This window comes from Bradyrhizobium sp. CCGE-LA001 (assembly GCF_000296215.2).
Classification (GTDB): domain Bacteria; phylum Pseudomonadota; class Alphaproteobacteria; order Rhizobiales; family Xanthobacteraceae; genus Bradyrhizobium.
In genome coordinates, this window is sequence record NZ_CP013949.1 from 2789857 (window position 1) to 2815250 (window position 25394).

At 64.9% G+C, this 25394-nt stretch carries 25 protein-coding genes; 12 read left to right on the forward strand and 13 right to left on the reverse strand.

Going from position 1 to position 25394, the window contains the following annotated elements:
• Positions 1 to 66: 66 nt before the first annotated feature.
• Entirely contained in the window at positions 67 to 1515 is a 1449-nt protein-coding gene (gene pdxR / locus BCCGELA001_RS13055; RefSeq protein WP_060735470.1) for a MocR-like pyridoxine biosynthesis transcription factor PdxR, read from the forward strand.
• A 7-nt stretch (positions 1516 to 1522) separates the two neighbouring features.
• Here pdxR and BCCGELA001_RS13060 read toward each other — a convergent pair whose 3' ends face one another.
• The 5 genes from BCCGELA001_RS13060 to BCCGELA001_RS13080 are packed head-to-tail and all read right to left on the reverse strand — an operon-like array spanning position 1523 to position 6275.
• Positions 1523 to 2746, reverse strand: coding sequence for a bifunctional alpha/beta hydrolase/OsmC family protein (locus BCCGELA001_RS13060; protein WP_060735471.1), 1224 nt, complete (start codon positions 2744 to 2746; stop codon positions 1523 to 1525).
• A gap of 25 nt (positions 2747 to 2771) precedes the next feature.
• Entirely contained in the window at positions 2772 to 3431 is a 660-nt protein-coding gene (locus BCCGELA001_RS13065) for a sulfite oxidase-like oxidoreductase (protein ID WP_008550184.1), read from the reverse strand.
• Positions 3432 to 3434: 3 nt separating this feature from the next.
• Positions 3435 to 4757, reverse strand: a complete 1323-nt coding sequence (locus BCCGELA001_RS13070; RefSeq protein WP_060737638.1) for an MFS transporter — start codon at positions 4755 to 4757, stop codon at positions 3435 to 3437.
• Between the two features lie 30 nt (positions 4758 to 4787).
• Positions 4788 to 6008 (reverse strand): cytochrome P450, encoded by a 1221-nt coding sequence (locus BCCGELA001_RS13075; protein ID WP_008550183.1) that lies wholly within the window; start codon positions 6006 to 6008, stop codon positions 4788 to 4790.
• A 57-nt stretch (positions 6009 to 6065) separates the two neighbouring features.
• Positions 6066 to 6275, reverse strand: coding sequence for a ferredoxin (locus BCCGELA001_RS13080; RefSeq protein WP_008550182.1), 210 nt, complete (start codon positions 6273 to 6275; stop codon positions 6066 to 6068).
• A gap of 133 nt (positions 6276 to 6408) precedes the next feature.
• Here BCCGELA001_RS13080 and BCCGELA001_RS13085 point away from each other — a divergent pair, with 133 nt between their 5' ends.
• The gene (locus BCCGELA001_RS13085) at positions 6409 to 7056 is read left to right on the forward strand and encodes a TetR/AcrR family transcriptional regulator (RefSeq protein WP_008550181.1); all 648 of its coding nucleotides are present in this window, start codon (positions 6409 to 6411) and stop codon (positions 7054 to 7056) included.
• Here BCCGELA001_RS13085 and BCCGELA001_RS13090 read toward each other — a convergent pair.
• From BCCGELA001_RS13090 to BCCGELA001_RS13100, 3 genes are all read right to left on the reverse strand, one after another.
• Entirely contained in the window at positions 7053 to 7703 is a 651-nt protein-coding gene (locus BCCGELA001_RS13090) for an aspartate/glutamate racemase family protein (protein WP_008550180.1), read from the reverse strand. The genes BCCGELA001_RS13085 and BCCGELA001_RS13090 overlap by 4 nt on opposite strands.
• 10 nt (positions 7704 to 7713) lie before the next feature.
• On the reverse strand, positions 7714 to 9132 hold the full coding sequence (locus tag BCCGELA001_RS13095; RefSeq protein ID WP_060735472.1) for an amidase: 1419 nt from the start codon (positions 9130 to 9132) through the stop codon (positions 7714 to 7716).
• A 114-nt stretch (positions 9133 to 9246) separates the two neighbouring features.
• Positions 9247 to 10023: an SDR family oxidoreductase gene (locus BCCGELA001_RS13100; protein ID WP_008550169.1), complete on the reverse strand. Its 777-nt coding sequence runs from the start codon at positions 10021 to 10023 to the stop codon at positions 9247 to 9249.
• A gap of 157 nt (positions 10024 to 10180) precedes the next feature.
• Between BCCGELA001_RS13100 and BCCGELA001_RS13105 the strand changes: the two genes are divergently transcribed.
• Positions 10181 to 11254 carry a tartrate dehydrogenase gene (locus tag BCCGELA001_RS13105; RefSeq protein WP_060735473.1) on the forward strand — a complete coding sequence of 358 codons (1074 nt, stop codon included), beginning with the start codon at positions 10181 to 10183 and terminating at the stop codon, positions 11252 to 11254.
• Between the two features lie 190 nt (positions 11255 to 11444).
• On the opposite strand, the gene BCCGELA001_RS13110 is transcribed toward BCCGELA001_RS13105, so the two are convergent.
• Genes BCCGELA001_RS13110 through BCCGELA001_RS13125 form a run of 4 tightly spaced genes read right to left on the reverse strand, consistent with a single transcriptional unit; the run spans position 11445 to position 15652 of the window.
• A complete protein-coding gene (locus BCCGELA001_RS13110) occupies positions 11445 to 12518 on the reverse strand; it encodes a malate/lactate/ureidoglycolate dehydrogenase (RefSeq protein ID WP_008550167.1) in 1074 nt (357 codons plus the stop codon).
• 11 nt (positions 12519 to 12529) lie between these two features.
• A complete protein-coding gene (locus tag BCCGELA001_RS13115) occupies positions 12530 to 13441 on the reverse strand; it encodes an NAD(P)-dependent oxidoreductase (protein WP_008550166.1) in 912 nt (303 codons plus the stop codon).
• Between the two features lie 12 nt (positions 13442 to 13453).
• Positions 13454 to 14704: a Zn-dependent hydrolase gene (locus BCCGELA001_RS13120; protein WP_008550165.1), complete on the reverse strand. Its 1251-nt coding sequence runs from the start codon at positions 14702 to 14704 to the stop codon at positions 13454 to 13456.
• A 30-nt stretch (positions 14705 to 14734) separates the two neighbouring features.
• Positions 14735 to 15652, reverse strand: coding sequence for a LysR family transcriptional regulator (locus tag BCCGELA001_RS13125; protein WP_060735474.1), 918 nt, complete (start codon positions 15650 to 15652; stop codon positions 14735 to 14737).
• A 120-nt stretch (positions 15653 to 15772) separates the two neighbouring features.
• On the opposite strand from BCCGELA001_RS13125, the gene BCCGELA001_RS13130 reads away from it, so the two are divergent.
• From BCCGELA001_RS13130 to BCCGELA001_RS13155, 6 genes are all read left to right on the forward strand, one after another.
• Positions 15773 to 16588: a putative hydro-lyase gene (locus BCCGELA001_RS13130; RefSeq protein WP_060735475.1), complete on the forward strand. Its 816-nt coding sequence runs from the start codon at positions 15773 to 15775 to the stop codon at positions 16586 to 16588.
• A gap of 92 nt (positions 16589 to 16680) precedes the next feature.
• Positions 16681 to 17925 carry an ABC transporter substrate-binding protein gene (locus tag BCCGELA001_RS13135; protein WP_060735476.1) on the forward strand — a complete coding sequence of 415 codons (1245 nt, stop codon included), beginning with the start codon at positions 16681 to 16683 and terminating at the stop codon, positions 17923 to 17925.
• A gap of 78 nt (positions 17926 to 18003) precedes the next feature.
• Complete coding sequence (locus BCCGELA001_RS13140) at positions 18004 to 18837, forward strand: branched-chain amino acid ABC transporter permease (RefSeq protein ID WP_236840892.1); 834 nt, start codon at positions 18004 to 18006, stop codon at positions 18835 to 18837.
• Positions 18837 to 19820, forward strand: coding sequence for a branched-chain amino acid ABC transporter permease (locus BCCGELA001_RS13145; protein WP_008550150.1), 984 nt, complete (start codon positions 18837 to 18839; stop codon positions 19818 to 19820). The genes BCCGELA001_RS13140 and BCCGELA001_RS13145 overlap by 1 nt, the downstream gene beginning before the upstream one ends.
• On the forward strand, positions 19817 to 20548 hold the full coding sequence (locus tag BCCGELA001_RS13150) for an ABC transporter ATP-binding protein (protein ID WP_060735478.1): 732 nt from the start codon (positions 19817 to 19819) through the stop codon (positions 20546 to 20548). Before BCCGELA001_RS13145 ends, BCCGELA001_RS13150 begins: the two co-directional genes overlap by 4 nt.
• The gene (locus BCCGELA001_RS13155; RefSeq protein WP_060735479.1) at positions 20532 to 21236 is read left to right on the forward strand and encodes an ABC transporter ATP-binding protein; all 705 of its coding nucleotides are present in this window, start codon (positions 20532 to 20534) and stop codon (positions 21234 to 21236) included. The genes BCCGELA001_RS13150 and BCCGELA001_RS13155 overlap by 17 nt, the downstream gene beginning before the upstream one ends.
• Before the next feature lie 220 nt (positions 21237 to 21456).
• Here the strand turns inward: BCCGELA001_RS13155 and otnC are convergent, their stop codons facing one another.
• A complete protein-coding gene (gene otnC, locus BCCGELA001_RS13160; protein WP_060735480.1) occupies positions 21457 to 22131 on the reverse strand; it encodes a 3-oxo-tetronate 4-phosphate decarboxylase in 675 nt (224 codons plus the stop codon).
• A gap of 106 nt (positions 22132 to 22237) precedes the next feature.
• On the opposite strand from otnC, the gene ltnD reads away from it, so the two are divergent.
• Genes ltnD through otnK form a run of 3 tightly spaced genes read left to right on the forward strand, consistent with a single transcriptional unit; the run spans position 22238 to position 25226 of the window.
• Positions 22238 to 23155, forward strand: coding sequence for an L-threonate dehydrogenase (gene ltnD, locus BCCGELA001_RS13165; protein ID WP_060735481.1), 918 nt, complete (start codon positions 22238 to 22240; stop codon positions 23153 to 23155).
• Positions 23156 to 23169: 14 nt separating this feature from the next.
• Positions 23170 to 23952: a 2-oxo-tetronate isomerase gene (otnI, locus tag BCCGELA001_RS13170; protein WP_008550124.1), complete on the forward strand. Its 783-nt coding sequence runs from the start codon at positions 23170 to 23172 to the stop codon at positions 23950 to 23952.
• Entirely contained in the window at positions 23949 to 25226 is a 1278-nt protein-coding gene (gene otnK, locus BCCGELA001_RS13175) for a 3-oxo-tetronate kinase (protein WP_060735482.1), read from the forward strand. Before otnI ends, otnK begins: the two co-directional genes overlap by 4 nt.
• Positions 25227 to 25394: the final 168 nt, after the last annotated feature.

Here is a 25394-nt window from a genome sequence, read left to right on the forward strand (position 1 = left end):
CAATCCGGGTCGCCGGATAGCATTCCAACTGGCATCCGAAGAAGTGCCAGATTGGAGAACATTAGGGTGCCAGTGTCCGACACGACGGTTTCCGGGCTGATCGAGCTGAAGCGGACCGATGGCGAGGGGCTGGTGGCGCAATTGACGAGCCAGCTCCGAAGCTTGATCGCCACCGGGCGCCTCGGCAAAGGCCGCGCGCTGCCGTCGAGCCGACGGCTTGCGAGCGATCTCGGCGTCTCGCGCAACACCGTCACATACGCGTTCGAGCAGCTGGCGGCCGAGGGATATCTCGCAGCGTCGCACGGTCGCCGTCCCGTGGTCACGATCGACGGGCGCGAACGCATCGAACAAGCGGGCGCCGCCGCAGCGGGCGAGCGCGCCCGCAAGCCGCGGCTCTCGCCCTGGGCCACCAAGCTCCAGCGGGCGGACTGGCCGATGTCTTACCGGGGCCAGCTCAAACCGCTGCGCCCAGGGCTGGGCGATTTCAGGGAGTTTCCGAACGAGGTCTGGGCGCGGTGCCTACGCCGCAGCGCCGTCCATGCAGGCAGACGCGAGCTCGGACCGGTCAACCGGCTGCGCCTACGCGAAGCGCTGGCGCACTACCTGGCGACGAGCAGGGACGTCCGCGCCACGGCGGACCAGATCATGATCCTGCCGAGCGCGCAGGCCGCGCTGACGCTGGTTGCGGCCACACTCATTTCGCCGGGGGACAATGTATGGGTTGAGGACCCCGGCTATCCCGGCGCGGCGGCTGCCTTTCACGCACCCGGCGCGCGCCTGACCGGCGTCAGGCTGGACGAACAGGGCATGCAGCGGACACCGGGGCTTGGCGCTCCGAAGCTGATCTTCATGACGCCGTCGCATCAGCACCCGACCGGCCGGTTGATGTCGCTGGCTCGCCGCACCGAGTTTCTCGCCGCAAGCCGACCCGGCAGGACCTGGATCGTCGAGGACGATTACGACGGTGAATTCCACTATGACAGCCGGCCGGTGCCAGCCTTGCAGGGGCTGGATGCCCATGGCCGCGTGTTCTATGTCGGCACCTTCTCGAAGGCGATGAGGTCGGACATCCGCCTCGGCTATCTGGTCGCGCCGGCGGCGCTGGTCAGCACCTTGGAAATTGCGCAGCAGCATATGGGGCTTATCGCCGCCAGCCACATCCAGGAAGCGCTGGCCGAATTCATCGCCGATGGGCACTTCCTTGCGCATTTGCGCCGGATGCGCCGGCTCTATCACGCGCGCCGCGATCATCTCGTCGAGGAGCTGCAGCGGCATCTCGGTGGCATGCTCTCGGTCGAGGTGCCGCCCGGCGGTATCCAGCTCGTCGCCCGCCTCAAGCGCGGTCGGGCCGATCAGGCCGTGGTCAAGCGACTGGTCGCCGCCGGGGTCGAAACGCGAGCTCTGTCCAGCCTTGCGCTCGGCCGTCCCAGGGATCACGGTCTGCTGCTCGGCTTTGCGGCCTGGCATGAGAGCGAGATCAGCGCGGCGGTACGGACAATGGCATCCTGTTTCTAGTGCGGCGCTACTCGATGGCCTTCGTCACGATACGAATCTCGGACGTCAGTGTCCGGTGCACCGGACACTTGTCGGCGATCTCCATCAGTTTCTTGCGCTGCTCAGCATCGAGTGCGCCATCCATCGTGATGTCACGCTCGATCTGGTCGAGCATGCCCTCCCGCGTCTCGCACTCGGCGCAATCCTTGGCGTAAATCTTGGAATGTTTCAGCGTGACCGTGACGCGGTCGAGCGGCAGCGATTTGCGGTCGGCATAGAGGCGCATGGTCATGGAGGTGCAGGCGCCGAGGCCTGCGAGCAGGAAATCGTAGGGCCCGGGGCCGGCATCCTCGCCGCCGGCAGCCACAGGCTCGTCCGCCACCAGATGGTGCGGCCCGACCGAGACGATCTGGTTGAACTTGCTCTTGCGGGTCTCCTGCACCACGACCTGTCGCGGCGCCTCGGGAAGATCCATCGCCTTGGCGGGCTTTGCCGTGTCGATGTAGCGGCCCGCCCAGGCCGCGATCACATCGGCGGTGTAGAGAGCATCGTCCGGTTTCGACAGCAGGTGGTCGGCGTGGTCGAGCGAGACGAAGCTCTTGGAGTGCTTCGCCGACACGAAGATCTTGGTTGCATTGTCGATGCCGACGGTGTCGTCAACCGGTGAATGCATCACCAGCAGCGCCTTGTGCAGGCCGGTGATGTCCTTCATCAGCTGGTGCTCGGCGATATCGTCGAGGAATTCGCGCTTGATCCGGAACGGACGTCCCGCGAGCGAGACTTCGACCTCGCCCTGAGCACGGATGTTGTCGAGATGCTCACGGAAGAGACCCGTGACGTGGGCGGGATCTGAGGGCGCTGCAATGGTGACGACCGCCTTGGCTTCAGGAATTTGTCCCGCTGCAGCAAGAATCGCCGCACCGCCGAGGCTATGGCCGATCAGGATCAACGGCGCCTTGCGGACGTTGCGCAGATGATCGGCCGCGCGCACGAGGTCGGCAACGTTGGAGGAGAACGTCGAATTGGCGAAATCGCCCTCGCTGGAGCCGAGCCCGGTGAAGTCGAACCGCAGGACCGCGATGCCCTTGGCGGCAAGCGCGACCGCGATGCGCTTGGCTGCCAGCGTGTCCTTGCCGCAGGTGAAGCAATGCGCGAACAGGGCGAACGCAGCGGGCTCGCCGTCCGGCAACTCCAGCGCGGCCGAAAGCTGATGCCCGCCTTCGCCGGTGAATTGAAAGCGTTCCGTCGGCATGGGCTTCCCCCGTCCTTGCTTGATCCTAATCGCCTGAATAGCGTTGCTCGGCCCAGGGATCGCCGCGGTTATGATAGCCGCGGACTTCCCAGAAGCCCGGCGCATCCTTGGTCAGAAATTCGATCGCCTGGAGCCATTTGGCACTCTTCCAGAAGTACAGATGCGGCACGACCAGCCGCACCGGGCCGCCATGCTCCTCCGTCAGAGGCTGACCCGACCAGCTATGGGCGAGCAGGGCGTCCTCGGCGGCAAAATCCTCCAGCGCAAGATTGGTGGTGTAGCCGTCATAGGAATGCAGCACGACGAAGTGTGCGTCCTCGCGCGGCTGGCAGAGTGCGAGCAGCTCGCGCGTCGCGAGGCCTTCCCACTCGTTGTCGTAGCGGGACCAGGTCGTCACGCAGTGAATGTCGGAGGTGAAGCGGGCCTGCTTCTGCGCGGCGAATTCGGCAAAGGTCCAGAACACGGGAGTCTCGACCGCGCCATAGACGTCGAGCCGCCAGCGTTCGCGCGACACCGGCGGCACGACCCCGAGATCGAGCACCGGCCAATCCTTGGTGAGGTGCTGGCCGGGCGGCAGCCTTTGGTCCTCCGGCCGCGTGATCTTCCCCGTGAGAAAGCGGCCCTCGCGCGCCCACTTCTCCTTGGTGCGCGTCAGCTTGCTGTCGGATGGCGTCTCGTCGTTCATGGCCTACTCGTGCCGATGCATTGCGGAGGCATGCTTGGTATCGCGCATTGTAGCATAGATGATCAGCGACAGGCAGATGATGCCTGCAAGATAGAAATAGAACCATTCCTCGTGCCCGATGCTCTTGAAATAGAGCGCGATCGCAGGTGCCGTGCCGCCGAAGATCGAGACCGTGATGGCGTAGGGCAGGCCGACGCCGAGCGCGCGGACATTGGTCGGGAACAACTCGGCCTTCACCACCGCGTTGATCGAGGTGTAGCCGGCGACGAACAGCCAGGCGGCGCAGATCAGGATGAATGCGATGAAGGGCGACTTGGTCTCCTTCAACGCCATCAGCAGCGGCACGGTGGCGAGCGTGCCGGCGACACCGAAGAAGATCAGCAGCGGCTTGCGTCCGATCCTGTCGGAGATCGCGCCGTAGATCGGCTGCAGGATGGTCGCGAAGATCAGCGTGCCGAAGATCACGAACGTGGTCTGGTCCTCGGTCAACCCAACCGAGAGCTTGACGAAGGTCTGCATGTAGGTGGTGAAGGTGTAGAACGCCGCAGTGCCACCGGCGGTCAGGCCGACGACGAGCAAGAGTTCGCGCGGATAGCGCAACAGGTTGGTGAGCGAGCCGGTCGGCTTCACCACCTTCTTGGCTTCCTCGAACGCCTCCGTCTCGTGCAGGCCGCGTCGCATCACCGCGGCAAAGATCGCAAGCGCCGCGCCGATCGCGAAGGGGATGCGCCATCCCCAGTCCTTCAGCTGCTCCGGGGTGAGGAAGACCTTTTGCAGGAGCAGCAACACGATGATCGCGGTGAGCTGGCCGCCGATCAGCGTGACGTATTGGAAGCTGGAATAGAAGCCGCGGTGCTTGGGGTCGGCGACTTCGCTGAGATAGGTGGCGCTGGCGCCATATTCGCCGCCGAGGCTCAGGCCCTCGATCACGCGGGCGAGCGCCAGAATCATCGGTGCGGCGAAACCGATCGTCGCGTAGGTCGGCGTCAGCGCGATGATCAGCGAGCCGAAGCACATGAAGACGACGGACAGCGTGAGCGAGATGCGACGGCCGTAATGGTCGGCGATGTAGCCGAAGAACCAGCCGCCCAGCGGCCGCATCAGGAAGGTCGCCGCGAATACGACGGCGACGTTCAGCTGTTGGACGACGGGGTCCTCGCCGGGAAAGAACGCAGGAGCGAAGTAGAGCGCAAACGCCGTATAGGCGTAGAAATCGTACCACTCGACGAGATTGCCTATGGAGCCGATGAAGATCGCCTTGATTCGCCGCTCGGCGTCGGCGATGTCGATGTGGTCGGAGGCCGGGTTGGTTGCTTGCTCTGTCACGCCGGCCTCTCCGTACAATTTGGAAGAGGCCTACATCGCCTTTCCGAGCAAGAATGGCAACTGGCGGGGGCCTCGCACCGTGCCTTGTGACCACGTCACCGTGCCTGCTGGATCGAGCCGGAAGTCCGGAATGCGCTTGAGCCATTCCTCCAGCGCAACCTGCATTTCCATGCGCGCAAGGTTGGAACCGACGCAGCGGTGAATGCCGAGGCCAAACGCGGCGTGGCGGTTCTCGCGACGGTCGATCACGACTTTGTCAGCGTCCGGAAACATCTTGGGGTCGCGGTTCGCGGCCGGGAACGACAAGAGTACCATGTTGCCCGGCTTGACCGGGCAACCCGAAATGGTGGTCTCCTTGACCACTTCGCGCGCCATGGTCACCGGCGAATAGGCACGCAGCAGCTCTTCCACCGCGATCGGGATCAGGCCGGGCTCGGCGATCAGCCGCTCGCGATCGGCAGGCGTTTTCGCAAGGTGCCAGAGCGAGGAGCCGATCGCACTCCAGGTGGTGTCGATGCCGGCGATCAGGAGCAGGCGCAGCGAGCCCAGCACGTGGGAATCCTCCAGCGGATTGCCTTGCTTGTCCCTCGCGTTCATCAGATACGAGATCAGGTCATCGGTCGGCTTCGTCTTGCGCGCCTCGATATGGGCGCTGAAATAGGCGCTCATCTCCTGGACGGCCTGGAGCAGCTTGGTCTCGTCCTTGATACCCAGCTCCAGGATCATGTGGATCCAGTTGACGAAGAGATCGCTGTCGCCTTCGGGAATGCCGAGCATGTGCGCAATCGCGCGCACCGGAATGTGCTTTGTGTAGCGCGCGGCCGCGTCCACGCTCTTCTCGGCAATGAATTCGTCGATCAGCTCGTTGCAGATGGCGCGGACGCGCGGCTCGAGCTTTTTCATTGCGTCGGGCGTGAACGGCGGCAGCAGAAGCTGTTTAGCCGGCTTGTGTTCGGGCGGATCAGAAGTGATCGGCGGAGCCGCGTTTCTGTTGATCTCGGGACGCACGTCGCGGACGATGATGCGACGGGAGGAGAAATGCTCGGTGTCGTTGGCGATCTCGCGCACGGCCTCATAGGTCGTCGGCAGATAGCAGCCGAGGAAGCGATTGGTGTGCACGACCGGGCTCGTGGTGCGCAGCTCGTCCCAGATGGGGAAGGGATCGTCCGTCCATTGCGGATCGGTGTGGTCGAAATCGTGAACCCAGTCGGTCACGGGCGGATGAGCGGCGGGCTGGCTGACGTCGGACATCTCGGAAGCTCCAGGGCTCGTGTTCGCTGAAAGCACGCGCAACGCGCGGAAAGCGCGCTACTCCTCGATCACATCGATCGCGATTTCCGGACAATTGGACTTGGCGAGCCAGGCCTTGTCTTCCAGGCCCGGCGGAACGATGCCGTCTCCGGCTTCATGGGCGTTGCCGTATTCGTCGAGCTCGAACAGCTCCGGCGCGAGCGCCTTGCAGCGGGCGTGGCCCTGGCACTTGTCGGGATCGACGTGAACCTTCAGTCGCTCTGTCATCGCGGCTTCCTCGGTCGTAGGCGCCTGCCCCGAAGGCGGCGCGTTTCCTCATTTAGGTCTTGTCTAAGTTATAGCCTATTACATTCGTGTTGGACTTCCCCTGTCAAGCGCAATCTCATAGGCTTCGTTCAACATGCGCTCACAACTCGCTCGCAAGCCCGAGAAGACCTACCACCACGGCGATCTTCGCGATGCCTTGATCGAGGCCGCGCTGCGCGAAGCGGAACGGGGCGGTGCCGAGGCAATCAGCATCAAGGCGCTGGCCAGGCAGCTCGGCGTGTCGCAGCCGGCCCCATATCGACATTTTGCAGACCGCGAGGCTTTGCTCGCGGCGGTGACGGCGGAAGCCTTCCGGCAGCTCAGTGCAATTCTGCGCGAGGCGATGACAACGCCCTCGAAGCAATCGAAGCTGTCGCGGCTCGCGCTGGCCACGCTCGATTTCGGCCTGCGTCGCAACGGTATCTACCGGCTGATGTTCGCCTCGCGCACGGTCTCATGTGCGGCCAAGGGCAGCGAGCTGCACGAGGCCACGCGCGAGACCTTTTCGCTCGTGATCGAGGCCCTGGAGGCTCCGGCGGTCGGCTATTTGCGCGAGCGGCAGGCGCTCAAGATCTGGGCGGCGCTGCACGGCGTGGTGATGCTGGCCGAGCAGGGACTGTTCACCGGCGAGGCGGCGCATGCGACGCGCGAGGAGCTCGTCGAGGACTTTGTCAACGAGACGAAGGCCGCCTTGGCTGTTGCGATCAAGGATGCGCGGCGCCGCAAGAAGGCTGGCGCTTAAGTCTTCGCGTTCAGCAGCTTCATCAGCTTGTCGACGGCGCTATCAGGCGTGGTCACGACCGGATGGCCGGTGACTTTGGCGACCAGCGGCGCGGCCGCGGCGATGCTGAACTGTGCGAGCGCGATGACGTCGCAATCGCGCAAATCGCGCGAAGCTTCGGCGATCAGCCGGTCGTGCGTTGCGCGGTCGCCGCGATCGAGTGCCGCCAGCGCGCCCTCGGCGAGCTTCGGTACGACCTCGACGGTGGTGGGAAACTCCGGCGGCATCGAGGCCAGGGTCGGCGGGAAGGTCGAGAGTAGGCCGATGCGCTTGCCCATGGTCACCGCACGCTCGATCATGGCTTCGTTCGGCTTCAGCACCGGCACCGGCGCATGCGCCCGCGCGACCGCTTCGATGCAGGGGCCGAAGGCCGAACAGGTGAACAGGATCCCGTCCGCTCCGGTCCCTGCGGCGTAATTGCCGAGCGCCAGGAAACGCTCGGTCATGGCGTCGGTGAGCGCGCCGTCGCGCGCGAGGTCCGCCGATAGGCTGTCGTCGAGCAGGTTCATCAACCGCGCCGCGGGCCACGCCTTCGCGAACGCCGCCTCGATCGGGGCGATGGAGTGTTTGAGGGCGTGGATGAGGGCGATGCGAGGTGGTGTCGTCATCGGGAATACGTCAGTTCTTCACCTTCGGGTCGATCGGCGTCGTGCTGCGCAAACCCAGAATGTCCTCCAGCACCTTCGCGCCGGCGATGACCTGCGCATCGGCGCGCGGCGCGCCCACCACCTGCACGCCGACCGGCAGGCCGGACGCCGTGAAGCCGCACGGCAGCGACAGGGACGGGCAGCAGGCCAGCGTGATTGCGTAGACGATGCCGAGCCATTCGACGTAATTGTCGAATCGCTTGCCGGCGCATTCGGCGACATAGCGATTTTCGACAGGGAAGGGCGGCACGATCGTGGTGGGCGTCAGCAGCAAATCATAGTTCTTGAAGAACTCGACCGCGCGCGCGGTCATAGCAACGCGCTGGGCCTCGGCGCGCTCGAGCTGCTCGACGGTGAGCTTGAGGCCTTCCTCGATGTTCCAGATTACCTCGGGCTTGAGCAGATCGCGCTTGGTCCGGAGAAGCTGTGCCTTGCTGATCGCGAAGTCGAAGGCGCGCAGCACGTGGAAGCATTCATGCGCCTCGCGCCAGTCGGGATGTGCCTCCTCGACGACGGCGCCGGCCTCGGCAAAGCGTTCAGCCGCCTTGCGCGTGATCGCCTTGACCTCGGGATCGACAGGCGTGATGCCGAGATCGGGCGAATAGGCGATGCGCTTGGGCCTCTTGCCGGACTGTGCGGCCGACAGGAACGAGGTCAGAGGCGCCGGCAGCGACAACGGATCGGCGGCATAGTCGCCGCTCATGGCGTCCAGCAGAAGCGCGAGATCCTCGACGTTCCGGGCCATCGGCCCCTGCACGCCGAGATTGCGGTCGATGCCCGCCTTCGGCGTATGCGCGACGCGGCCGATGCTCGGCCGCATGCCGACGATGCCGCAGAAGCTCGCCGGGCTGCGCAGGCTGCCGCCCATGTCGGAGCCCTGCGCGAGCCAGGCCATGCCGGTCGCCAGCGCCACCGCCGCGCCGCCGGACGAGCCGGCCGCGGATTTCGAAGTATCCCAGGGATTGAGCGTCGCGCCGAACACCTCGTTGAAGGTGTTGGCACCGGCGCCGAATTCCGGCGTGTTGGATTTGGCGTAGACGACCGCGCCGTTGGCCTCGAGGTTCTCAACCATGAGGTCGGACTTGGCGGGGATGTTATCCCTAAAGATCGGCGAGCCCTGGGTGTTCAGCACGCCTGCAACGTCGGTCAGGTCCTTGATCGGCACCGGCAGGCCCGCGAGCAGGCCGCGCGCGCCGGCCGGCTTCTGCATCAGGGCCTTGGCATGATCCCGCGCGCGATCGAAACACAGCGTCGGCAGTGCGTTGACTTTGCCGTCGACCTCCTTGATGCGCTTCTCCACCACATCCAGCAGTTCGAGCGGCGAGACGTCGCCCGACCGCAATTTGTCGACGACTGTGCACGCGGTTTCGCGGATCAGGTCTTGAGACAATTATTTTACTCCCGTGCTTGTCCTGTCGTCATTGCGAGCGCAGCGAAGCAATCCAGTCTGTGACCGCTGGGGCATTCCTGGATCGTTTTGCTTCGCTCGCAACGACGGAAGAAACTAACCCCAGCCGGCGCTGATGCCGCCATCGACCGTGTAGATCACCCCCGAGGTATAACCTGAGCGATCCGACGCCAGGAACGCCATGAGGTCACCGATCTCGCGCGCATGTGCGGGACGGCCGAGCGGCAGGCTCTTCTGGAATTCCTTGTAGCGAGTCTCGTCGCCGAACTGGTGCTTGGCACGCGTCTTGAGCAGGGTGACGTGACGGTCGGTGCCGACAGGGCCGGGATTGATGCCGACAACGCGGATGTTGTCGGCGAGGCTCTTGCCGCCGAGCGCGCGGGTGAAGGCCATCAGCGCGGCATTGCCGGCGCTGCCGCAGATGTAATTGGCATCGAACTTCTCGCCGGCCGCGCCAATGTCGTTGACGATCACGCCGCCGCCCCTGGCCTTCATCTGCGCATAGATCTGCCGCGTGAGGTTGATATAGCCGAACACTTTCAATTCCCAGGCGTGCCGCCAGGTCGCCTCGTCGATCTTGTCGATGGAGCCGCCCGGGATGTCGCCGGCATTGTTGACGAGGACGTCGATGTCGGCGGCTTCCTTCGCGAGCCGTGCCACGTCCTCCGTCTTGCGCAGGTCCACGATGCTGGTTGCGGCATCGATCTGGTGTACCGAGCGCAGGCGATCCGCCAGCGCCTTGAGCTGGTCGCCGCTGCGGGCAGCCAGCAGGAGGTGCGCGCCTTCTTCGGCAAATGCCTCGGCGGCAGCCGCGCCGATGCCCTTGGAGGCGCCCGTGATCAGGACGCGCTTGCCACGCAGATGCAAATCCATGAGGGGGTACTCTCGCGGGATAGGAACAGGATCAAACCAGTAGGCGCTCGGTCGCGCCATGGTCAACATTGCAGTGCAGCGTTGCGCTGCCGCCGCGTTTGGTCCATTGCAGTGCGATCAAAGGCGGCGGCTGCCGAACCAACCAAGGACGTTCTCGATGAGCAAGAAACAATACCGGATCGCAGTCATTCCCGGCGACGGCATCGGCAAGGAAGTGATGCCCGAGGGCCTGCGCGTTCTGGAGGCGGCGGCGAAGAAGCACGGGGTCGCCGTGCATTTCGACCATTTCGACTTCTCGTCCTGGGACTATTACGAGAAGCACGGCCAGATGATGCCGGACGATTGGAAGGAAAAGATCGGCAAGCACGACGCGATCTATTTCGGCGCCGTCGGCTGGCCGGCCAAGATCCCGGACCACGTCTCGCTGTGGGGCTCGCTGATCAAATTTCGCCGCGAGTTCGACCAGTACGTGAACCTGCGCCCGGTCCGGCTGATGCCCGGCGTGCCGTCGCCGCTGGCGAACCGCAAGCCCGGCGATATCGACTTTTGGGTGGTGCGCGAGAACACGGAAGGTGAATATTCCTCCGTCGGCGGGCGCATGTTCCCGGATACCGACCGCGAGTTCGTGACGCAGCAGACGGTGATGACCCGCACCGGCGTCGACCGCATCCTGAAATTCGCCTTCGAGCTCGCCCAGTCGCGGCCGAAGAAGCACCTGACTTCGGCGACGAAGTCGAACGGCATCTCCATCACCATGCCCTATTGGGACGAGCGCGTGGAGGCGATGGCCAAGAAGTTTCCCGGCGTGAAGTGGGACAAGTACCACATCGACATCCTGACCGCGAACTTCGTGCTGCATCCGGATTGGTTCGACGTCGTGGTCGGCTCCAACCTGTTCGGCGACATTCTCTCCGACCTCGGCCCGGCCTGCACCGGCACCATCGGTATCGCTCCGTCAGGCAACATCAATCCGGAGGGGGATTTCCCCTCGGTGTTCGAGCCCGTGCACGGCTCGGCGCCCGATATCGCAGGGCAGGGCATCGCCAATCCGATCGGCATGATCTGGTCGGGTGCGATGATGCTCGAACATCTCGGCGAGAAGGAAGCCGGCAAATCGATCGTCGAGGCGATCGAGCGCACGCTCGCCGAGCGCACGCTGCGCACCAAGGATCTCGGCGGCAACGCCGACACCACTGCGTGCGGCAAGGCGGTCGCGGATATGGTGGATTAGGGCAGGGCTTCCCCTCTCCCCTTGTGGGAGAGGGTGTCTCGCCGCGTAGCGGCGAGACGGGTGAGGGGTCTGTCTCCGCGGACCGGCCTCTATCAGTTACACGATTGTTCGCGGAGAGAACCCCTCATCCGGCGCTTCGCGCCACCTTCTCCCACAAGGGGAGAAGGGAAGGGACGTGCGCGCGCGCCGCTCAGCTCGCGATCCTCTCGATCGCCGCCTGGTCCAGCCCGAACTTCTTCCCGGACTCCAGAATGTCCTGCCAGGTGGTCGGGTCGACCGGAATGCCTTCGGCGAGGCGCTTCTTCTTGGTCTCGCGCTCGGGTTCGCCGGCGATCTTGACCTTGTCGATGCCGGGGCCGGGTGACGAGCCGGTGTGCCAGGCGACGAAGCTCTCGACCTCGCGTGCGAGGTTCTCGCCGGTGCCGAGCTTATCCGGGTCGATGACGACCGAGAGCATGCCGTTGAGGACGTTGTATTTGCCGTCGGACGGGCCCTTGACCACCTGCCCGCCGGAGAGCGCGCCGCCGAGGATTTCGCACACCAGCGCCAGTCCCGAACCCTTGTGCTCGCCGAACGGCAGGATGGCGCCGTAAGGTGGGATCACGGTATAGCGCGGATTAACGGTGGGCTTGCCTTCATTGTCGATGATGGTGCCGGGCTCGAGCTCGACGCCCTTGTTGTGAGCGACGCGGGTCTTGCCCTGCGCGATCCGGCTGGTGGCGAAGTCGAGCACGATGGGATCCTTGCCCCTGCGCGGAATGCCGACGCAGAAGGGGTTGGTGCCGTGGCGCGCATCGCTGCCACCCCAGGGCGCCACGATCGGGCGCGAGATCACGTTGACGAAGTGGATCGAGACCAGGCCGTGGTCGATGCACTGCTCGGCCCAGTGGCCGATCCGGCCGATGTGATGGGAGTTGGAGAGGCCGACGAGACACACGCCGTTGCGCTTGGCACGCTCGGCGGCCAGCTCCATCGCTTCATGGCCGATCACTTGGCCGTAGCCGGTGAGGCCGTCGAGGGTGAGCAGCGGACCGGTGTCGAGGACGATCTTGACGTGCTGGTTCACGGCGAGACCGCCCGTGGTGACGCTCTGCACATAGCGCGGAATCATGCCGACGCCGTGCGAGTCGTGCCCCCTAAGATTGGCCTCGACGAGGTTGGTGGCGACGAGCTCGGCTTCGTGGTCCGTGGAGCCGCCGGCCTTGACGATGGCATGGATGGCGCTGGTGAGCGGCTCTGCCTTGATGATGCGGTAATCGGCCATTGTTGTTGTTCTTATCCCTTCACGATCCGGCGGCAGTGCTCCCATGCCGCGCCAATCAGGTTCTCGCTCGCCTCCGGCGTACGGAAGGCCGAATGTGCCGACAGCGTCACGTTCGGCAATTTCGTGAGCGGATGATCGCCGGGCAACGGCTCGATGTTGAAGACGTCGAGGCCGGCATGGCGGATGTGGCCCGACTTCAACGCGTCGATCATGGCGGCCTCGTCGACGATCGCGGCGCGGGCGGTGTTGATGAGGATGACGCCGGGCTTCATCGCAAAGATCTTCTCGCGCGTGATCATGCCGCGCGTCTCGTCGTTGAGCAGCAGATGCAGCGACACGACGTCGCTCTTCGCCAGCACGGTATCGAAGTCGGTGAACTCCACGCCCGCGTGGCTCTTCGGCGAGCGATTCCAGGCGATCACCTTCATGCCGCTGCCGGACGCGATGCGCGCAACTTCCGCCGCGATGCCGCCGAAGCCGATCAGGCCGAGCGTCTTGCCGGTGAGCTGCATGCCGTCCTCGCGCAGCCAGTTGCCGCCGCGCATCTCCCGATCCATCATCGCGATGACGCGGGCCGAGGCCCACATCAACGCGATCGCGGATTCCGCCACTGCGGTGTCGCCATAGCCCTTGATCAGATGCACGGAGATGCCAAGCTCGGCGAGTTCCTCCGGATTCATGTAGCTGCGCGCGCCGGTGCCGAGGAACACGACGTGCTTCAGCCCGGTGCACTTCTTCGCGACCTCGGTCGGCAGTGCCGTATGATCGACGATAGCGATCTCGGCGCCGTCGAGGATTTCAGGATATTGCTCGGGCTTGATGTCGGGGTCCCTGTGGATCCGGACCTTGGGATCCCCAGGCTTCTCCAGCCGCTCCATGATCACGGCAAGGGCTTCGTTGGCGTCGACGAAAACTCCGCGCATGATCCTCTCCAATCAGGAAGCGACGCCGGCGATCGCCAGCACGGTATGCATGAGAACGTTGGTGCCCGCGGCGCAGTCCGGCTGCGTCGCGTCCTCCAGCTCGTTATGGCTGATGCCGTCCTTGCAGGGAACGAACACCATGGCCGCCGGCATGACGGTGTTGAGGTTGCAGGCATCGTGGCCGGCGCCGGAGGTGATGCGGCGCGAGGAATAGCCAAGCGTCTTCGCTGCGTTCTCGACGGCAGCGATGAGCTTGGGATCAAAATGCGTCGGCGGCTTGCGCCAGACCAGGTCGATCTTGACGTCGACTTTGCGGCGCCCGGCGATCTCGGCAATGGCGGCGCGCAAGTCGCGATCGAGCGCGTCCATGATGGCGCCGTCGGCACTGCGGCAATCCATGGTGAAGGCGATCTCGCCGGGGATGACGTTGCGCGAGGGATTGGCGATGACGGCTTCGCCGATGGTGCCGACCGCGTTCGGACCGTGCTTCTTTGCGATGGACTCCATCGCCAGCACGATTTCCGACAGCGTCGCCAGCGCGTCGCGCCGCAGCGGCATCGGCGTCGAGCCGGCATGGCTCTCGAAGCCGGAAATCTTGCCGTCGTACCAGAGCACGCCCTGACCGGAATCGACCACGCCGATGGTCTTGCCTTCGGCCTCGAGGATCGGACCCTGCTCGATGTGCAGCTCGACAAAGCAGCCGAGCTTCTGGAAGCCGACCGGCTTGTCGCCGCGATAGCCGATGCCGTCGAGCGCCTGGCCGACGGTGATGCCCTCGGCGTCCTTGCGCGACAAAATGTCGTCGGTGGTGAAGTCGCCGACATAGGCGGCGGAGGCCATCATCGCAGGTGCGAAGCGCGAGCCTTCCTCGTTGGTCCAGTTCACGACGCAGATCGGCGCCTCGGTCTCGATGCCGGCGTCGTTCAACGTGCGGATCACTTCCAGCGCGCCGAGCGTCCCCAAAATACCGTCATACTTGCCGCCGGTCGGCTGGGTGTCGAGATGCGAGCCGATGCCGACGGGCAGCTTCGACATATCGCGACCCTTGCGCAGGCCGAACTGCGAGCCGAGCGCGTCGACATGGACCTCCAAGCCCGCGTCTTCGCAGGCCTTGCGGAACCAGTCGCGCACCTGCTTGTCTTCGTTGCTCAGCGTCAGCCGCCGCACGCCGCCCTTGACCGTCGCACCGAACTTTGCGGTCTCGTGGATCGAGCCCCAGAGGCGGGCGGAATCGATTTGCAGATTGGTGGCGGCTCGGCTCATGCGGTCGTTCTCTCTCTTGTCCGGCGCTTTTCAATGGCGCGCCAGCGCGGGCGCGTCAACCGCGAGGCTGCTCTGCGCAATCTGCCGGGCGAGCTCAGCGACGCGCTCCACGGCGACGACGTCGGGCGAGGCGAGCCAGCTCGCGGTGAAGGTGAGGGGCGCAATCGCAAGATCGGTATCGAGCAGTTGCAGCCGACCGTCGGCCAGCTCGTTCTCGACGATGGCGTCGGGGATCACGGCGATGCCGAGCCCCTCGATCGCCATGTGGATCACGGTCGCGAGCGAGGCGGAGGCATGCAGCCGGATCGGCGGCAGCTCCGGCCGGTCGAACACCTCGCGCACGACCTCATAGGGCTTGGTCTTGCGCGGGAAAGTGATGATCGGAAATCGCGCGAGCTGCGCCGGCGTCAACGGTCCTTTGCCGAGGCCGAGCGAGGGGCTGGCGAGGAAGCCGATCGGATAATCGGCGAGCACGCGGTTGTGCACGCCGGAAGCGGACAGCGGCCCGACGACGAAGGCGAGCTCGATCTCCTGCGCGAGCAGACGCGCGGTGAGGTTCGGCGTGATGTCGACCTCGATCTCCAGCGACAGGTTCGGATAGATCTCGTTGACGCTCTTCACCAGCCGCGGCAGCCAGGTGTGCACGATGGTTTCGGCGACGCCGAGCCGCATCACGCCGCGCATCGCGGAAGCATCGCCGATCTCCGCCATCATCTGAGCGCGCAGGCCGATCAGCTTCTCGGCGTAGACCATCATCTGCCGGCCGCTCGGGGTCGGTGAGGCCACGCGATGATCGCGGTTGAGCAGCTTCACGCCCATCTCGCGTTCGAGCTGGGCGATGCGCTGGGAGATCGCCGGTTGGGTCGTATTGAGGCGTTGAGCAGCGCCGCGAAAGCTGCCGAGCTTCACAACCCAGAGGAACGTCTCGATCGACCTGAAGTCCAGCATTGGAAGGATTTTCCCAGTCGATAAAATGGATTTATCGAGATTGATTAGAAACGACGATTAGACTTTATAGCACGCTTGGTGTTGGCTTGTCTTTGTCGAGTTTATAGGCAGGTCGATCACATGACTGTTTTGGTGGCAGCGCAGCAAACTGAAACGCCCGACGCCCTTCCGAGCCGCAAGGCTCGGCTCGCCTACCGCGGGGGATTGGTCGCCTCCACCGCCGGCGTGGCTCCAGGCTTCGTCCAGGGCAATCTGGCGATCCTGCCGGCCGAATATGCCGGCGCCTTCCACCGCTTCTGCCAGCTCAATCCGAAGCCGTGCCCGATCATCGGCATGTCCGACGTCGGCAGCCCTTTCATCCCGTCGCTGGGCGCCGATCTCGACATCCGCACCGACGTGCCGCGCTACCGGGTCTGGCGCGACGGCGAGGTCGTGGACGAGCCGACCGACGTCACCAAGCATTGGCGCGACGACCTCGTCACCTTCGTGCTGGGCTGCTCGTTCTCGTTCGAAGAAGCGCTGCTCGACGAGGGCATGCCGATCCGCCACATCGAGCAGAACGTGCGCGTGCCGATGTACCGCACCAACATCGCCTGCGGCGAGGCCGGTCCGTTCGCCGGCCCCATGGTGGTGTCGATGCGTCCGTTCAAGCCGGCGGACGCGATCCGTGCGGTGCAGATCACCTCGCGTTATCCCGCCGTGCACGGTGCTCCCGTGCATCTCGGCCATCCGCATCTGATCGGCATCAAGGACATCGCCAAGCCCGACTACGGCGATCCGGTGCCGGTTGCCGACGACGAGATCCCGGTGTTCTGGGCTTGCGGCGTGACGCCGCAATCGGTCATCAACGCTGCCAAACTGCCGTTCGCCATCACGCATTCGCCCGGCCTGATGCTGGTGACGGATATGAAGAACAGGACCATGGCCGTGATATAGTAGGCAGCATCTGCTGCTTGTTCGAGCTTTACGCCATCTGACAATCGTTTCATGCGATACACGCAAAATTCGAATAATAGGGGACTTTGCCAATGACGATCACTCGCCGCGACGTTCTGCTCGGAGCCACCGCCGCTGCCGCGCTGCTGCCGCTAGCCGCGCGCGCGCAAACTTCTGAAGTGGTGATCGGCGCGACCTATCCGTTGTCGGGGTCCGGCGCCCAGGTGGGTGTCGATGCGCAGCGCGCGTTCGAGACGGCGGTCGACATCATCAACAACGACCAGGACCTCGACCTTCCGCTCGCCAAGGGCGTCGGCTTGCCGGGTCTTGGTGGCGCCAAGATCCGTCTCGTCTATGCCGACACCCAGGGCGACCCGCAGAAGGGGCGGGCCGAAGCCGAGCGCCTGATCACGCAGGAAAAGGTCTGCGCCATCCTCGGTACCTATCAAAGCGCGGTCGCAGTCACGATCAGCCAGATCTGCGAACGCTACCAGACTCCGTTCATCTCGGCGGACAACTCCTCGCCGAGCCTGCATCGCCGCGGCCTGAAATACTATTTCCGCGCCTCGCCGCATGACGAGATGTTCTCGGCGGGGATGTTCGACTTCCTCGATGCGATGAAGAAGAAGGGCGCCAAGGCGAATACGCTGGCGCTGTTCCACGAAGACACGATCTTCGGCACCGACTCCGCCAACGCACAGACCAGGCTCGCCAACGAGCGCGGCTACAAGATCGTCGCCGACATCAAGTACCGCGCCAACTCGCCGTCGCTCTCGGCCGAGGTGCAGCAGCTCAAGGCCGCCAATGCCGACGTGCTGATGCCCTCGAGCTACACCACCGACGGCATCCTGCTGGTCAAGACCATGGCCGAGCTCGGATACAAGCCGAACGCCATCGTGGCGCAGGCCGCCGGCTTCTCCGAGAAGGCGCTGTACGACGCGGTCGGCGACAAGCTCGAGGGCGCGATCACCCGCGGCAGCTTCTCGCTCGATCTCGCCGCCAAGCGCCCGATGGTCGGCAAGATCAACGATCTGTTCAAGGCGAAGTCGGGCAAGGACCTCAACGACAACACGTCGCGGCAGTTCATGGCCATGATCATCATGGCTGATGCCATCAATCGCGCCAAATCCACCGACGGCGAGAAGATCCGCGACGCGCTGGCCGCGACCGAGATGCCGGGCGAGCAGACCATCATGCCCTGGAAGCGCGTCAAGTTCGACGAGATGGGCCAGAACAATGACGCCGACCCGGTGCTCCTGCAGTATGTCGGCGGCAAGTTCGTCACCATCTTCCCGACGCAGGCGGCGGTGGCCGATGCGATCTGGCCGATGAAATAAGCGATCAGGCGACCGGGCGGGGGACGAAGCCACGTGACAGCCGAAACTATTATCCAGAGTCTTGCGAGCGGCCTCTTGATGGGGCTGCTCTACGGACTGATCGCCGTTGGCCTGGCGTTGATCTTCGGCCTGATGGACGTCGTCAACTTCGCCCACGGCGAATTCCTGATGCTCGCGATGTACGTGACGTTCTTCCTGTTCACGTTCTTCGCGATCGATCCGTTGCTGTCGGCGCCACTGGCCGCCGCCGCCTTGTTTGTGGTGGGGGCGGCGGTCTATCTCGTGATCGTGCGGTTTGCGATGCGCGCCAAGGCCAATGTCGGCATGGTGCAGATCTTCGCGACCTTTGGCCTTGCGATCGTGATGCGCGGCCTGGCGCAGCTGTTTTTCACGGCCGACTATCGCAGCGTCCCCAACTCATGGCTCGGCGGCAAGACGGTTTCGGTCGCCGGCATCTTCCTTCCGCAGCCGCAGCTGTTCGGCGCGCTGGTCGCGATCGCCGCGTTCGGCGGGCTCTACCTCTTCATCAACCGCACCGATTTCGGCCGCGCGCTGGAGGCGACCCGTGAGGATCCCGGCGCGGTGGCCCTCGTCGGCATCGACAAGAACCGGGTGTTCGCGCTCGGCTGGGGCATTGGCGGCGCGCTGGTCGGGCTAGCCGGCGCCATCATGGCGACCTTCTTCTACATTTATCCCGACGTCGGCGCATCCTTTGCGCTGATCGCCTATGTCACGGTGGCGCTCGGCGGCTTCGGCAGCGTGTTCGGCGCCTTTGCCGGCGGCATCATCGTCGGCCTGGTCGAAGCCACCACCGCGTTGATCCTGCCGCCTTCGTTGAAGTCGGTTGGCATCTACGCGGTCTATCTGCTCGTCGTGTTCATCCGGCCGCGTGGCCTGTTCGGGTCGATGTGATGGATACGAATTTCGTCGAGCGGCGCCGCCGCGACCTCATCACTGCTGCGGGCCTCGCGGCCGTCGCAGCGATCGTGCCGTTGTTCGTCAAGGACGTCTACGTCCAGAACATCATGGTGCTGACGCTGATGTACGCGGCGTTGTCGCAGAGCTGGAACATCCTGTCCGGCTATTGCGGGCAGATCTCGCTGGGGCACGCGCTGTATTTCGGGCTCGGGGCCTACACCACTGCGCTGCTGTTCACCAAGTTCGGCGTGCTGCCATGGTTCGGCATGATCGCCGGCGGGCTGATCTCGGCCGTAATCGCCATGGCGCTGGGCTATCCCTGCTTCCGCCTCGGCGGCCACTACTTCGCGATCGCCACCATCGTGATCGCCGAGATCGGATTGCTCTTGATCCAGAACTGGGACTGGGCGGGCGCAGCGCTAGGCATCGACATTCCCGTGCGCGGCGACAGCTGGCTGAAATTCCAATTCACGCGCTCGAAACTGCCATACTTCTACTTCGCGCTGGCGCTCGCCTGCGTCGCCTGGTTCGTCACCTGGTGGCTGGAAGATTCCAAATGGGGCTATTGGTGGCGGGCGGTGAAGGACAATCCGCAGGCGGCCGAGAGCCTTGGCGTCGTCGTGTTCAACTCGAAGATGGGCGCGGCGGCAGTCTCTGCCTTCCTGGTCGCGGTCGGCGGCAGCTTCTATGCGCAGTTCGTCTCCTACATCGATCCCGGAAGCGTCATGGGCTTCCAATTCTCGCTATTGATGGCGTTGCCAGCGGTGCTGGGCGGCATCGGCACGCTGTGGGGGCCGCTGCTCGGCGCCGTGATCCTGATCCCGCTCACTGAACTCACGCGCTCCTATATCGGCGGCTCCGGCCGCGGCGTCGATCTCATCGTCTATGGCACGCTGATCGTGCTGATCTCGCTGGCTTTGCCGCAGGGGCTGGTGAGCCTGTTCTCGCGTTCAAAAGCGAAGGGAGCCACGCGGTGACCGCGCTCCTTGAAGCCCGCGGCGTCTGGCAGCGGTTCGGCGGCCTCGTCGCCAACAGCGATGTTTCGATCACGGTCGGACGCGGCGAGATCGTCGGCCTGATCGGGCCGAACGGCGCCGGCAAGTCGACGCTGTTCAATCTGATCGCCGGCGTGCTGCCGCCGACGCAAGGCTCGATTCTATTCGACGGCGAGGATGTCACCAGCTTGCCGGCGGCCGAGCGTTGCCAGCGTGGGGTTGGGCGGACCTTCCAGGTGGTCAAGAGTTTCGAGAGCATGAGTGTCATCGACAACGTCATCGTCGGGGCGCTCCTGCGCAACACCGTAATGCGCGAAGCGCGCCGCAAGGCGCATGAGGTGCTGGAGTTCACCGGCCTTGCCGCGCGCGCCGACGTGCTCGCGAGCGACCTCGTGCCGGCCGAAAAGCGCCGCCTCGAAGTCGCCCGTGCGCTCGCGACCGAGCCAAAATTGCTGCTGCTCGACGAAGTCCTCACCGGTCTCACGCCGACCGAAGCGCAGACCGGCGTGGCGCTGGTGCGCAAGGTGCGCGATGCCGGCATCACCGTCTTGATGGTCGAGCATGTCATGGAGATCGTCATGCCCTTGGTCGATCGGGCCATCGTGCTCGACCTTGGCAAGGTGCTGGTCGAGGGCAAGCCCGCCGACGTCGTCCGCGATCCCAAGGTGATCAAGGCATATCTGGGAGATCGTCATGCTGTCGGTGCGTGAAGTCACGACGGCCTACCAGGGCTTGGTCGCGATCTCCGCGGTCTCGATCGAGGTTCAAAAGGGCGAGATCGTCTGCGTCGCCGGCGCCAACGGCGCGGGCAAGTCGACGCTGCTCAAATCCATCGCCGGCGCCGAGCGCCTGCGTTCGGGCACCGTGACGTTCGACGGCAAGCGCCTCGACGGCATGGCGCAGCATCACATCACGGCCACCGGCATCGCCTACGTGCCGGAGAACCGCCGGCTGTTTCCACGTCTGTCGGTGCGCGATAACCTTCGCCTCGGCAGTTATCTCTACCGGGGCGCAGCGAACCGCGAAGAGCCGCTCGATCTCGTCTTCAGGCTGTTCCCGCGCCTTCAGGAGCGTTTGGAGCAGCGCGCCGAGACGCTCTCCGGCGGCGAGCAGCAGATGCTCGCGATCGGCCGCGCGCTGATGACGCGCCCGCGGCTGTTGATGCTGGATGAGCCCTCGCAGGGCATCATGCCCAAGCTGGTGGATGAAATCTTCCAGGCCGTGAAGCTCATCCGCGACACCGGCATGACCGTCCTGATCGTCGAGCAGCGCATGGCGGAGTGCCTGGAGATCGCCGACCGCGCCTACATCCTGCAAACCGGCCGTGTGCTGATGCAGGGCGCGGCAGCCGAGATCAGGGGCAATCCGGACGTGCGCAAAGCGTATCTGGGGCTGTAGCTTTATGGTCTGTAGCCACAAGCTCAGCCGTCATCCTGAGGTGCGCGCCCTTGCGCGCCTCGAAGGATGGGCCGCGAGCGCCTAGCCCATCCTTCGAGGCTTCACCTTGCGATGCATGGCATCGCAAGGCTCGCACCTCAGGATGACGTCGGTGGATGTGGTGCCGCCGTCCGCCGCATCGTCGCAAGGGCCCCTCGCAATGACGAGGACAGAGCCGGGCTCAATGCCCGTGCCCATGCTCCGGCAGCGCCACCCCAAACACCTTCACCAGATCCGTCACCTGCTCCGGTGACAAATACCGCGGGTTCATTCCCCGCAGCATAAGGTACAGCTTCGCCGTCTCCTCCAGCTCCTCCGTCGCGAACACGGCCGCTTCCAATGTGTCGCCGGCAACCACCGGGCCGTGATTGGCGAGCAGCACGGATGAGTATTTCCCTGCGAGCCCCTTGATTGCATCGGCAACCGCGGGATCGCCGGGGCGGTAATAGGGCACGAGCGCGGTGGCGCCGCATTTCATCAGGTAATACGCCGTCATCGGCGGCAGCGCGGCGCGTGGATCGATCTCGGGCAGCATCGAAAGCGCGACCGAATGGGTAGAGTGCAGGTGCACGATCGCGCGCGCACTGCCGCGCGTGTCGTAAAGCGCGGTATGCAGAGGAACTTCCTTGGTCGGGGCATCGCCCGAAACCAGCCGGCCCTGGCTATCCAGCCGCGACAGCTTCGCCGGATCGAGGAAGCCGAGCGAGGCGTTGGTCGGCGTCACCAGCCAGCCGCCATCGTCCATCCTCACGCTGATATTGCCAGAGGAGCCCGGCGTCAGCCCACGCTCGAACAGGGACCGTCCGAAGCGGCAGATATCCTCACGCAGCCTTGTCTCGTTGCTCATGGCCGTCATGCCTGCTTGTCTCACGCTTTGGCAGGGCGGCCAAGCCGTGTTATTCGGTTGCCAAGCTGCCGCAAAGGGCGGCTATTCGGGAAACGCTCGCAAGGGTCAGTTGCATATGTCCGCCTCCACGTCACAAAATCAGCGTATCGCCGTCGTCGGGCTCGGCTCGATGGGATACGGCATGGCGACTTCGCTGAAGCGCGCCGGCCATGCCGTTACTGGCTGCGACGTCTCGGCCGACGCCGTCGCGCGTTTCGTGACGGACGGCGGCGCGGGCGCAAAGACGCCGGCCGAAGCAGCCAAAGCTGCCGAAATCGTCGTCAGCGTCGTGGTCAATGCCGCCCAGACCGAGGCCATCCTGTTCGGCAAGGATGGCGCGGCTGAGACCATGCCGAAGGACAGCGTCTTCATATCCTCGGCGACTATGGACCCGGACGTGGCGCGGCGCCTCGCCAAGCAGCTGGAGGCGACCGGCCGGCACTATCTGGATGCGCCGATCTCCGGCGGAGCGCAGCGTGCCGCGCAAGGCGAGCTAACCATCCTCGCCTCCGGCAGCGCCGCTGCTTTTGCCAAGGCGCGGCCCGCGCTCGACGCCATGGCCGCAAAGCTCTACGAGCTCGGCGATGCCGCGGGGCAGGGGGCGGCTTTCAAGATGATCAACCAGCTCCTCGCCGGCGTGCATATCGCGGCCGCCAGCGAAGCGATGGCTTTCGCGGCCAAGCAGGGCCTCGACATCCGCAAGGTCTATGAGGTGATCACGGCTTCCGCCGGCAATTCCTGGATGTTCGAGAATCGGATGCCGCATGTGCTCGACGGCGATTACACGCCGCGCAGCGCGGTCGAGATTTTCGTCAAGGACCTCGGCATCATCCAGGACATGGCGCGCAGTGCCAGATTCCCGGTGCCGGTCTCAGCCGCCGCGCTTCAGATGTTCCTGATGACGGCAGCCGCGGGCATGGGCCGCGATGACGATGCGTCAGTGGCGCGGATGTATGCGCAGGTCACCGGCGTGAAGCTTCCCGGCGACAAGTAAGCAAGAGGACTCCAATGCCCCGTTTTGCCGCCAACCTCTCGATGATGTTCACCGAGGTGCCGTTCCTCGACCGCTTCGATGCCGCCGCCCAGGCCGGCTTCACCGCCGTCGAGTTTCTCTTTCCCTATGAGCATCCGGCCGAGGTGGTCGGCGAGCGGCTCAAACGCAACGGTCTGACCCAAGCGCTGTTCAACCTGCCGCCGGGTGATTGGAACGCCGGCGAGAAGGGTTTTGCGGCGCTTCCCTCGCGCTTCAATGATCTCAAGGCAAGCCTGGAGACGGCGCTGCCCTATGCCAAGGCGACCGGCGTCAAGCGCCTGCACCTGATGGCGGGCATCGCCAATCGCGGCGAGCGCGTCGCGATCGAGGCCTTCTACAAATCGGTGGCGTGTGCTGCGGAGTTCTTCGCGCCCCACGGTATCGACGTCGTGATCGAGCCGATCAATGCGCGCAATGTGCCCGGCTATTTCCTCAACGATTTCGGCTTCGCGCGCGACTTGATCCAGGAGCTCCGCCTTCCGAACCTGAAGCTCCAATTCGACATCTATCACTGCGGGATCATTCACGGCGACGTCACCATGCGGCTGCGCGAGATGATGCCGATCATCGGTCACGTCCAGATCGCCAGCATCCCGTCCCGCAACGAGCCCGACGGCGAGGAGCTGAACTATCCGTTCCTGTTCGAAGAGCTCGACCGGCTCGGCTATGCCGGCTTCGTTGGCTGCGAATACAATCCCCGCGGTAAGACCACCGATGGGCTCGCCTGGTTCAGGCCTTATGCTGGAGTGAAGCCGTGACACTTGCGCTGGGCTGCATCGCCGACGACTACACCGGCGCCTCCGACCTCGCCAACACGCTGACGCGTGCGGGCTTGCGCACCGTGCAGACCATCGGCGTGCCGGCGGCCGATCTCGCGCTGCCCGAGATCGACGCCGTCGTGGTGTCGCTCAAGAGCCGCTCGATCGAGGCAGGCCTTGCCGTGTCGCGCTCGCGCGCGGCGGAGACATGGCTGCGCGGCCGCGGCGCGCGCCACGTGCTGTTCAAGATCTGCTCGACCTTCGATTCCACGGATGCCGGCAATATCGGCCCGGTGATGGACGCACTGCGCGCCGATTGCGGCGAGGCCATCGTGCTGGTGACGCCGGCCTTCCCGGAGACCAGCCGCACCGTCTACCAGGGCAACCTCTTCGTCGGCGCCGTGCCGTTGAACGAGAGCCCGTTGAAGGATCATCCGCTCAATCCAATGCGGGATTCCAATCTGGCGCGCGTGCTGGCGCGCCAGAGCAAGACGCAAGTGGGCCTCGTCGATCTCGCCACTGTCACCCGCGGCACGGATGCGGTCCGGGCGCGGCTGGCCGAACTCGCGGGCAAGGGCATCGGCGCCGCGATCATCGACGCCGTGTTCGAGCGCGACCTCGAGACCATCGGGCTCGTTGCCGCCGAGCATCGGCTATCGGTCGGCGCCTCCGGCATCGGCCTCGGGCTCGCACGGGCGCTGGTCTCGACGGGCAAGGTCAAGGCGGCCTCAGCGAGCAGCGAGACCGGCGCGGCCGTCGGCGGCCCGGCGGCCTGCCTTGCCGGAAGTTGCTCGCAGGCAACGCTTCAGCAGATCGCCAATGCCGAGCGCGTCATGCCGGTGCTGCACCTCGATCCCGAGCAAATCGTCGCGGGCGGTGGCGAAGCGCAGCGCGCGCTCGCCTGGGCCCGGCCGCGGCTGGCGGATGGTCCTGTTCTGATCGCGTCGAGCGCGACGCCCGAGGCCGTCGCCGCCGTTCAGTCGCGCCACGGCCGGGACGCTGCCGGCCACGCCATAGAGCAGGCCATGGCCGATATCGCCGAAGGGCTGGTGCAGTCGGGCGTCAGGCGCCTGGTCGTTGCCGGCGGCGAGACGTCCGGTGCCGTGGTCGATCGGTTGAAGATTCCTGGGTTTCTCGTCGGAGTGGAAATTGCGGCGGGAGTTCCGGTGCTGCGTGCTGTCGGTGCAAAGGCGGGCGAGATGCTGCTCGCTCTGAAGTCGGGAAACTTCGGCGGCGCAGAGTTTTTCACCGACGCGCTTGGGCTCATGCGCTGAGCGCAGGGCGTTTTTAGCTGCCCGTTCATTTCTTTCTGGCTTCCGTACTCGTACGGAGGCGTAGTTAACATCTGCTCAGGTGCTCTGGTGTTGGATGTCGGCGCTGCTCCCTTTGGTTGATTCGTAATTCCCGGACGCGCGCCGGCTTCAGTACAAAGAGATCCCAAC

Bases quoted from the DNA above. Each gene is read 5' to 3' on its own strand.
- BCCGELA001_RS13060 (WP_060735471.1), bottom strand. From the start codon at position 2,746: ATGCCGACGGAACGCTTTCAATTCACCGGCGAAGGCGGGCATCAGCTT.
- BCCGELA001_RS13065 (WP_008550184.1), bottom strand. From the start codon at position 3,431: ATGAACGACGAGACGCCATCCGACAGCAAGCTGACGCGCACCAAGGAG.
- BCCGELA001_RS13075 (WP_008550183.1), bottom strand. From the start codon at position 6,008: ATGTCCGACGTCAGCCAGCCCGCCGCTCATCCGCCCGTGACCGACTGG.
- BCCGELA001_RS13080 (WP_008550182.1), bottom strand. From the start codon at position 6,275: ATGACAGAGCGACTGAAGGTTCACGTCGATCCCGACAAGTGCCAGGGC.
- BCCGELA001_RS13085 (WP_008550181.1), top strand. From the start codon at position 6,409: ATGCGCTCACAACTCGCTCGCAAGCCCGAGAAGACCTACCACCACGGC.
- BCCGELA001_RS13090 (WP_008550180.1), bottom strand. From the start codon at position 7,703: ATGACGACACCACCTCGCATCGCCCTCATCCACGCCCTCAAACACTCC.
- BCCGELA001_RS13100 (WP_008550169.1), bottom strand. From the start codon at position 10,023: ATGGATTTGCATCTGCGTGGCAAGCGCGTCCTGATCACGGGCGCCTCC.
- BCCGELA001_RS13105 (WP_060735473.1), top strand. From the start codon at position 10,181: ATGAGCAAGAAACAATACCGGATCGCAGTCATTCCCGGCGACGGCATC.
- BCCGELA001_RS13110 (WP_008550167.1), bottom strand. From the start codon at position 12,518: ATGGCCGATTACCGCATCATCAAGGCAGAGCCGCTCACCAGCGCCATC.
- BCCGELA001_RS13115 (WP_008550166.1), bottom strand. From the start codon at position 13,441: ATGCGCGGAGTTTTCGTCGACGCCAACGAAGCCCTTGCCGTGATCATG.
- BCCGELA001_RS13120 (WP_008550165.1), bottom strand. From the start codon at position 14,704: ATGAGCCGAGCCGCCACCAATCTGCAAATCGATTCCGCCCGCCTCTGG.
- BCCGELA001_RS13125 (WP_060735474.1), bottom strand. From the start codon at position 15,652: ATGCTGGACTTCAGGTCGATCGAGACGTTCCTCTGGGTTGTGAAGCTC.
- BCCGELA001_RS13130 (WP_060735475.1), top strand. From the start codon at position 15,773: ATGACTGTTTTGGTGGCAGCGCAGCAAACTGAAACGCCCGACGCCCTT.
- BCCGELA001_RS13135 (WP_060735476.1), top strand. From the start codon at position 16,681: ATGACGATCACTCGCCGCGACGTTCTGCTCGGAGCCACCGCCGCTGCC.
- BCCGELA001_RS13140 (WP_236840892.1), top strand. From the start codon at position 18,004: ATGGGGCTGCTCTACGGACTGATCGCCGTTGGCCTGGCGTTGATCTTC.
- BCCGELA001_RS13145 (WP_008550150.1), top strand. From the start codon at position 18,837: ATGGATACGAATTTCGTCGAGCGGCGCCGCCGCGACCTCATCACTGCT.
- BCCGELA001_RS13155 (WP_060735479.1), top strand. From the start codon at position 20,532: ATGCTGTCGGTGCGTGAAGTCACGACGGCCTACCAGGGCTTGGTCGCG.
- otnC (WP_060735480.1), bottom strand. From the start codon at position 22,131: ATGACGGCCATGAGCAACGAGACAAGGCTGCGTGAGGATATCTGCCGC.
- ltnD (WP_060735481.1), top strand. From the start codon at position 22,238: ATGTCCGCCTCCACGTCACAAAATCAGCGTATCGCCGTCGTCGGGCTC.
- otnI (WP_008550124.1), top strand. From the start codon at position 23,170: ATGCCCCGTTTTGCCGCCAACCTCTCGATGATGTTCACCGAGGTGCCG.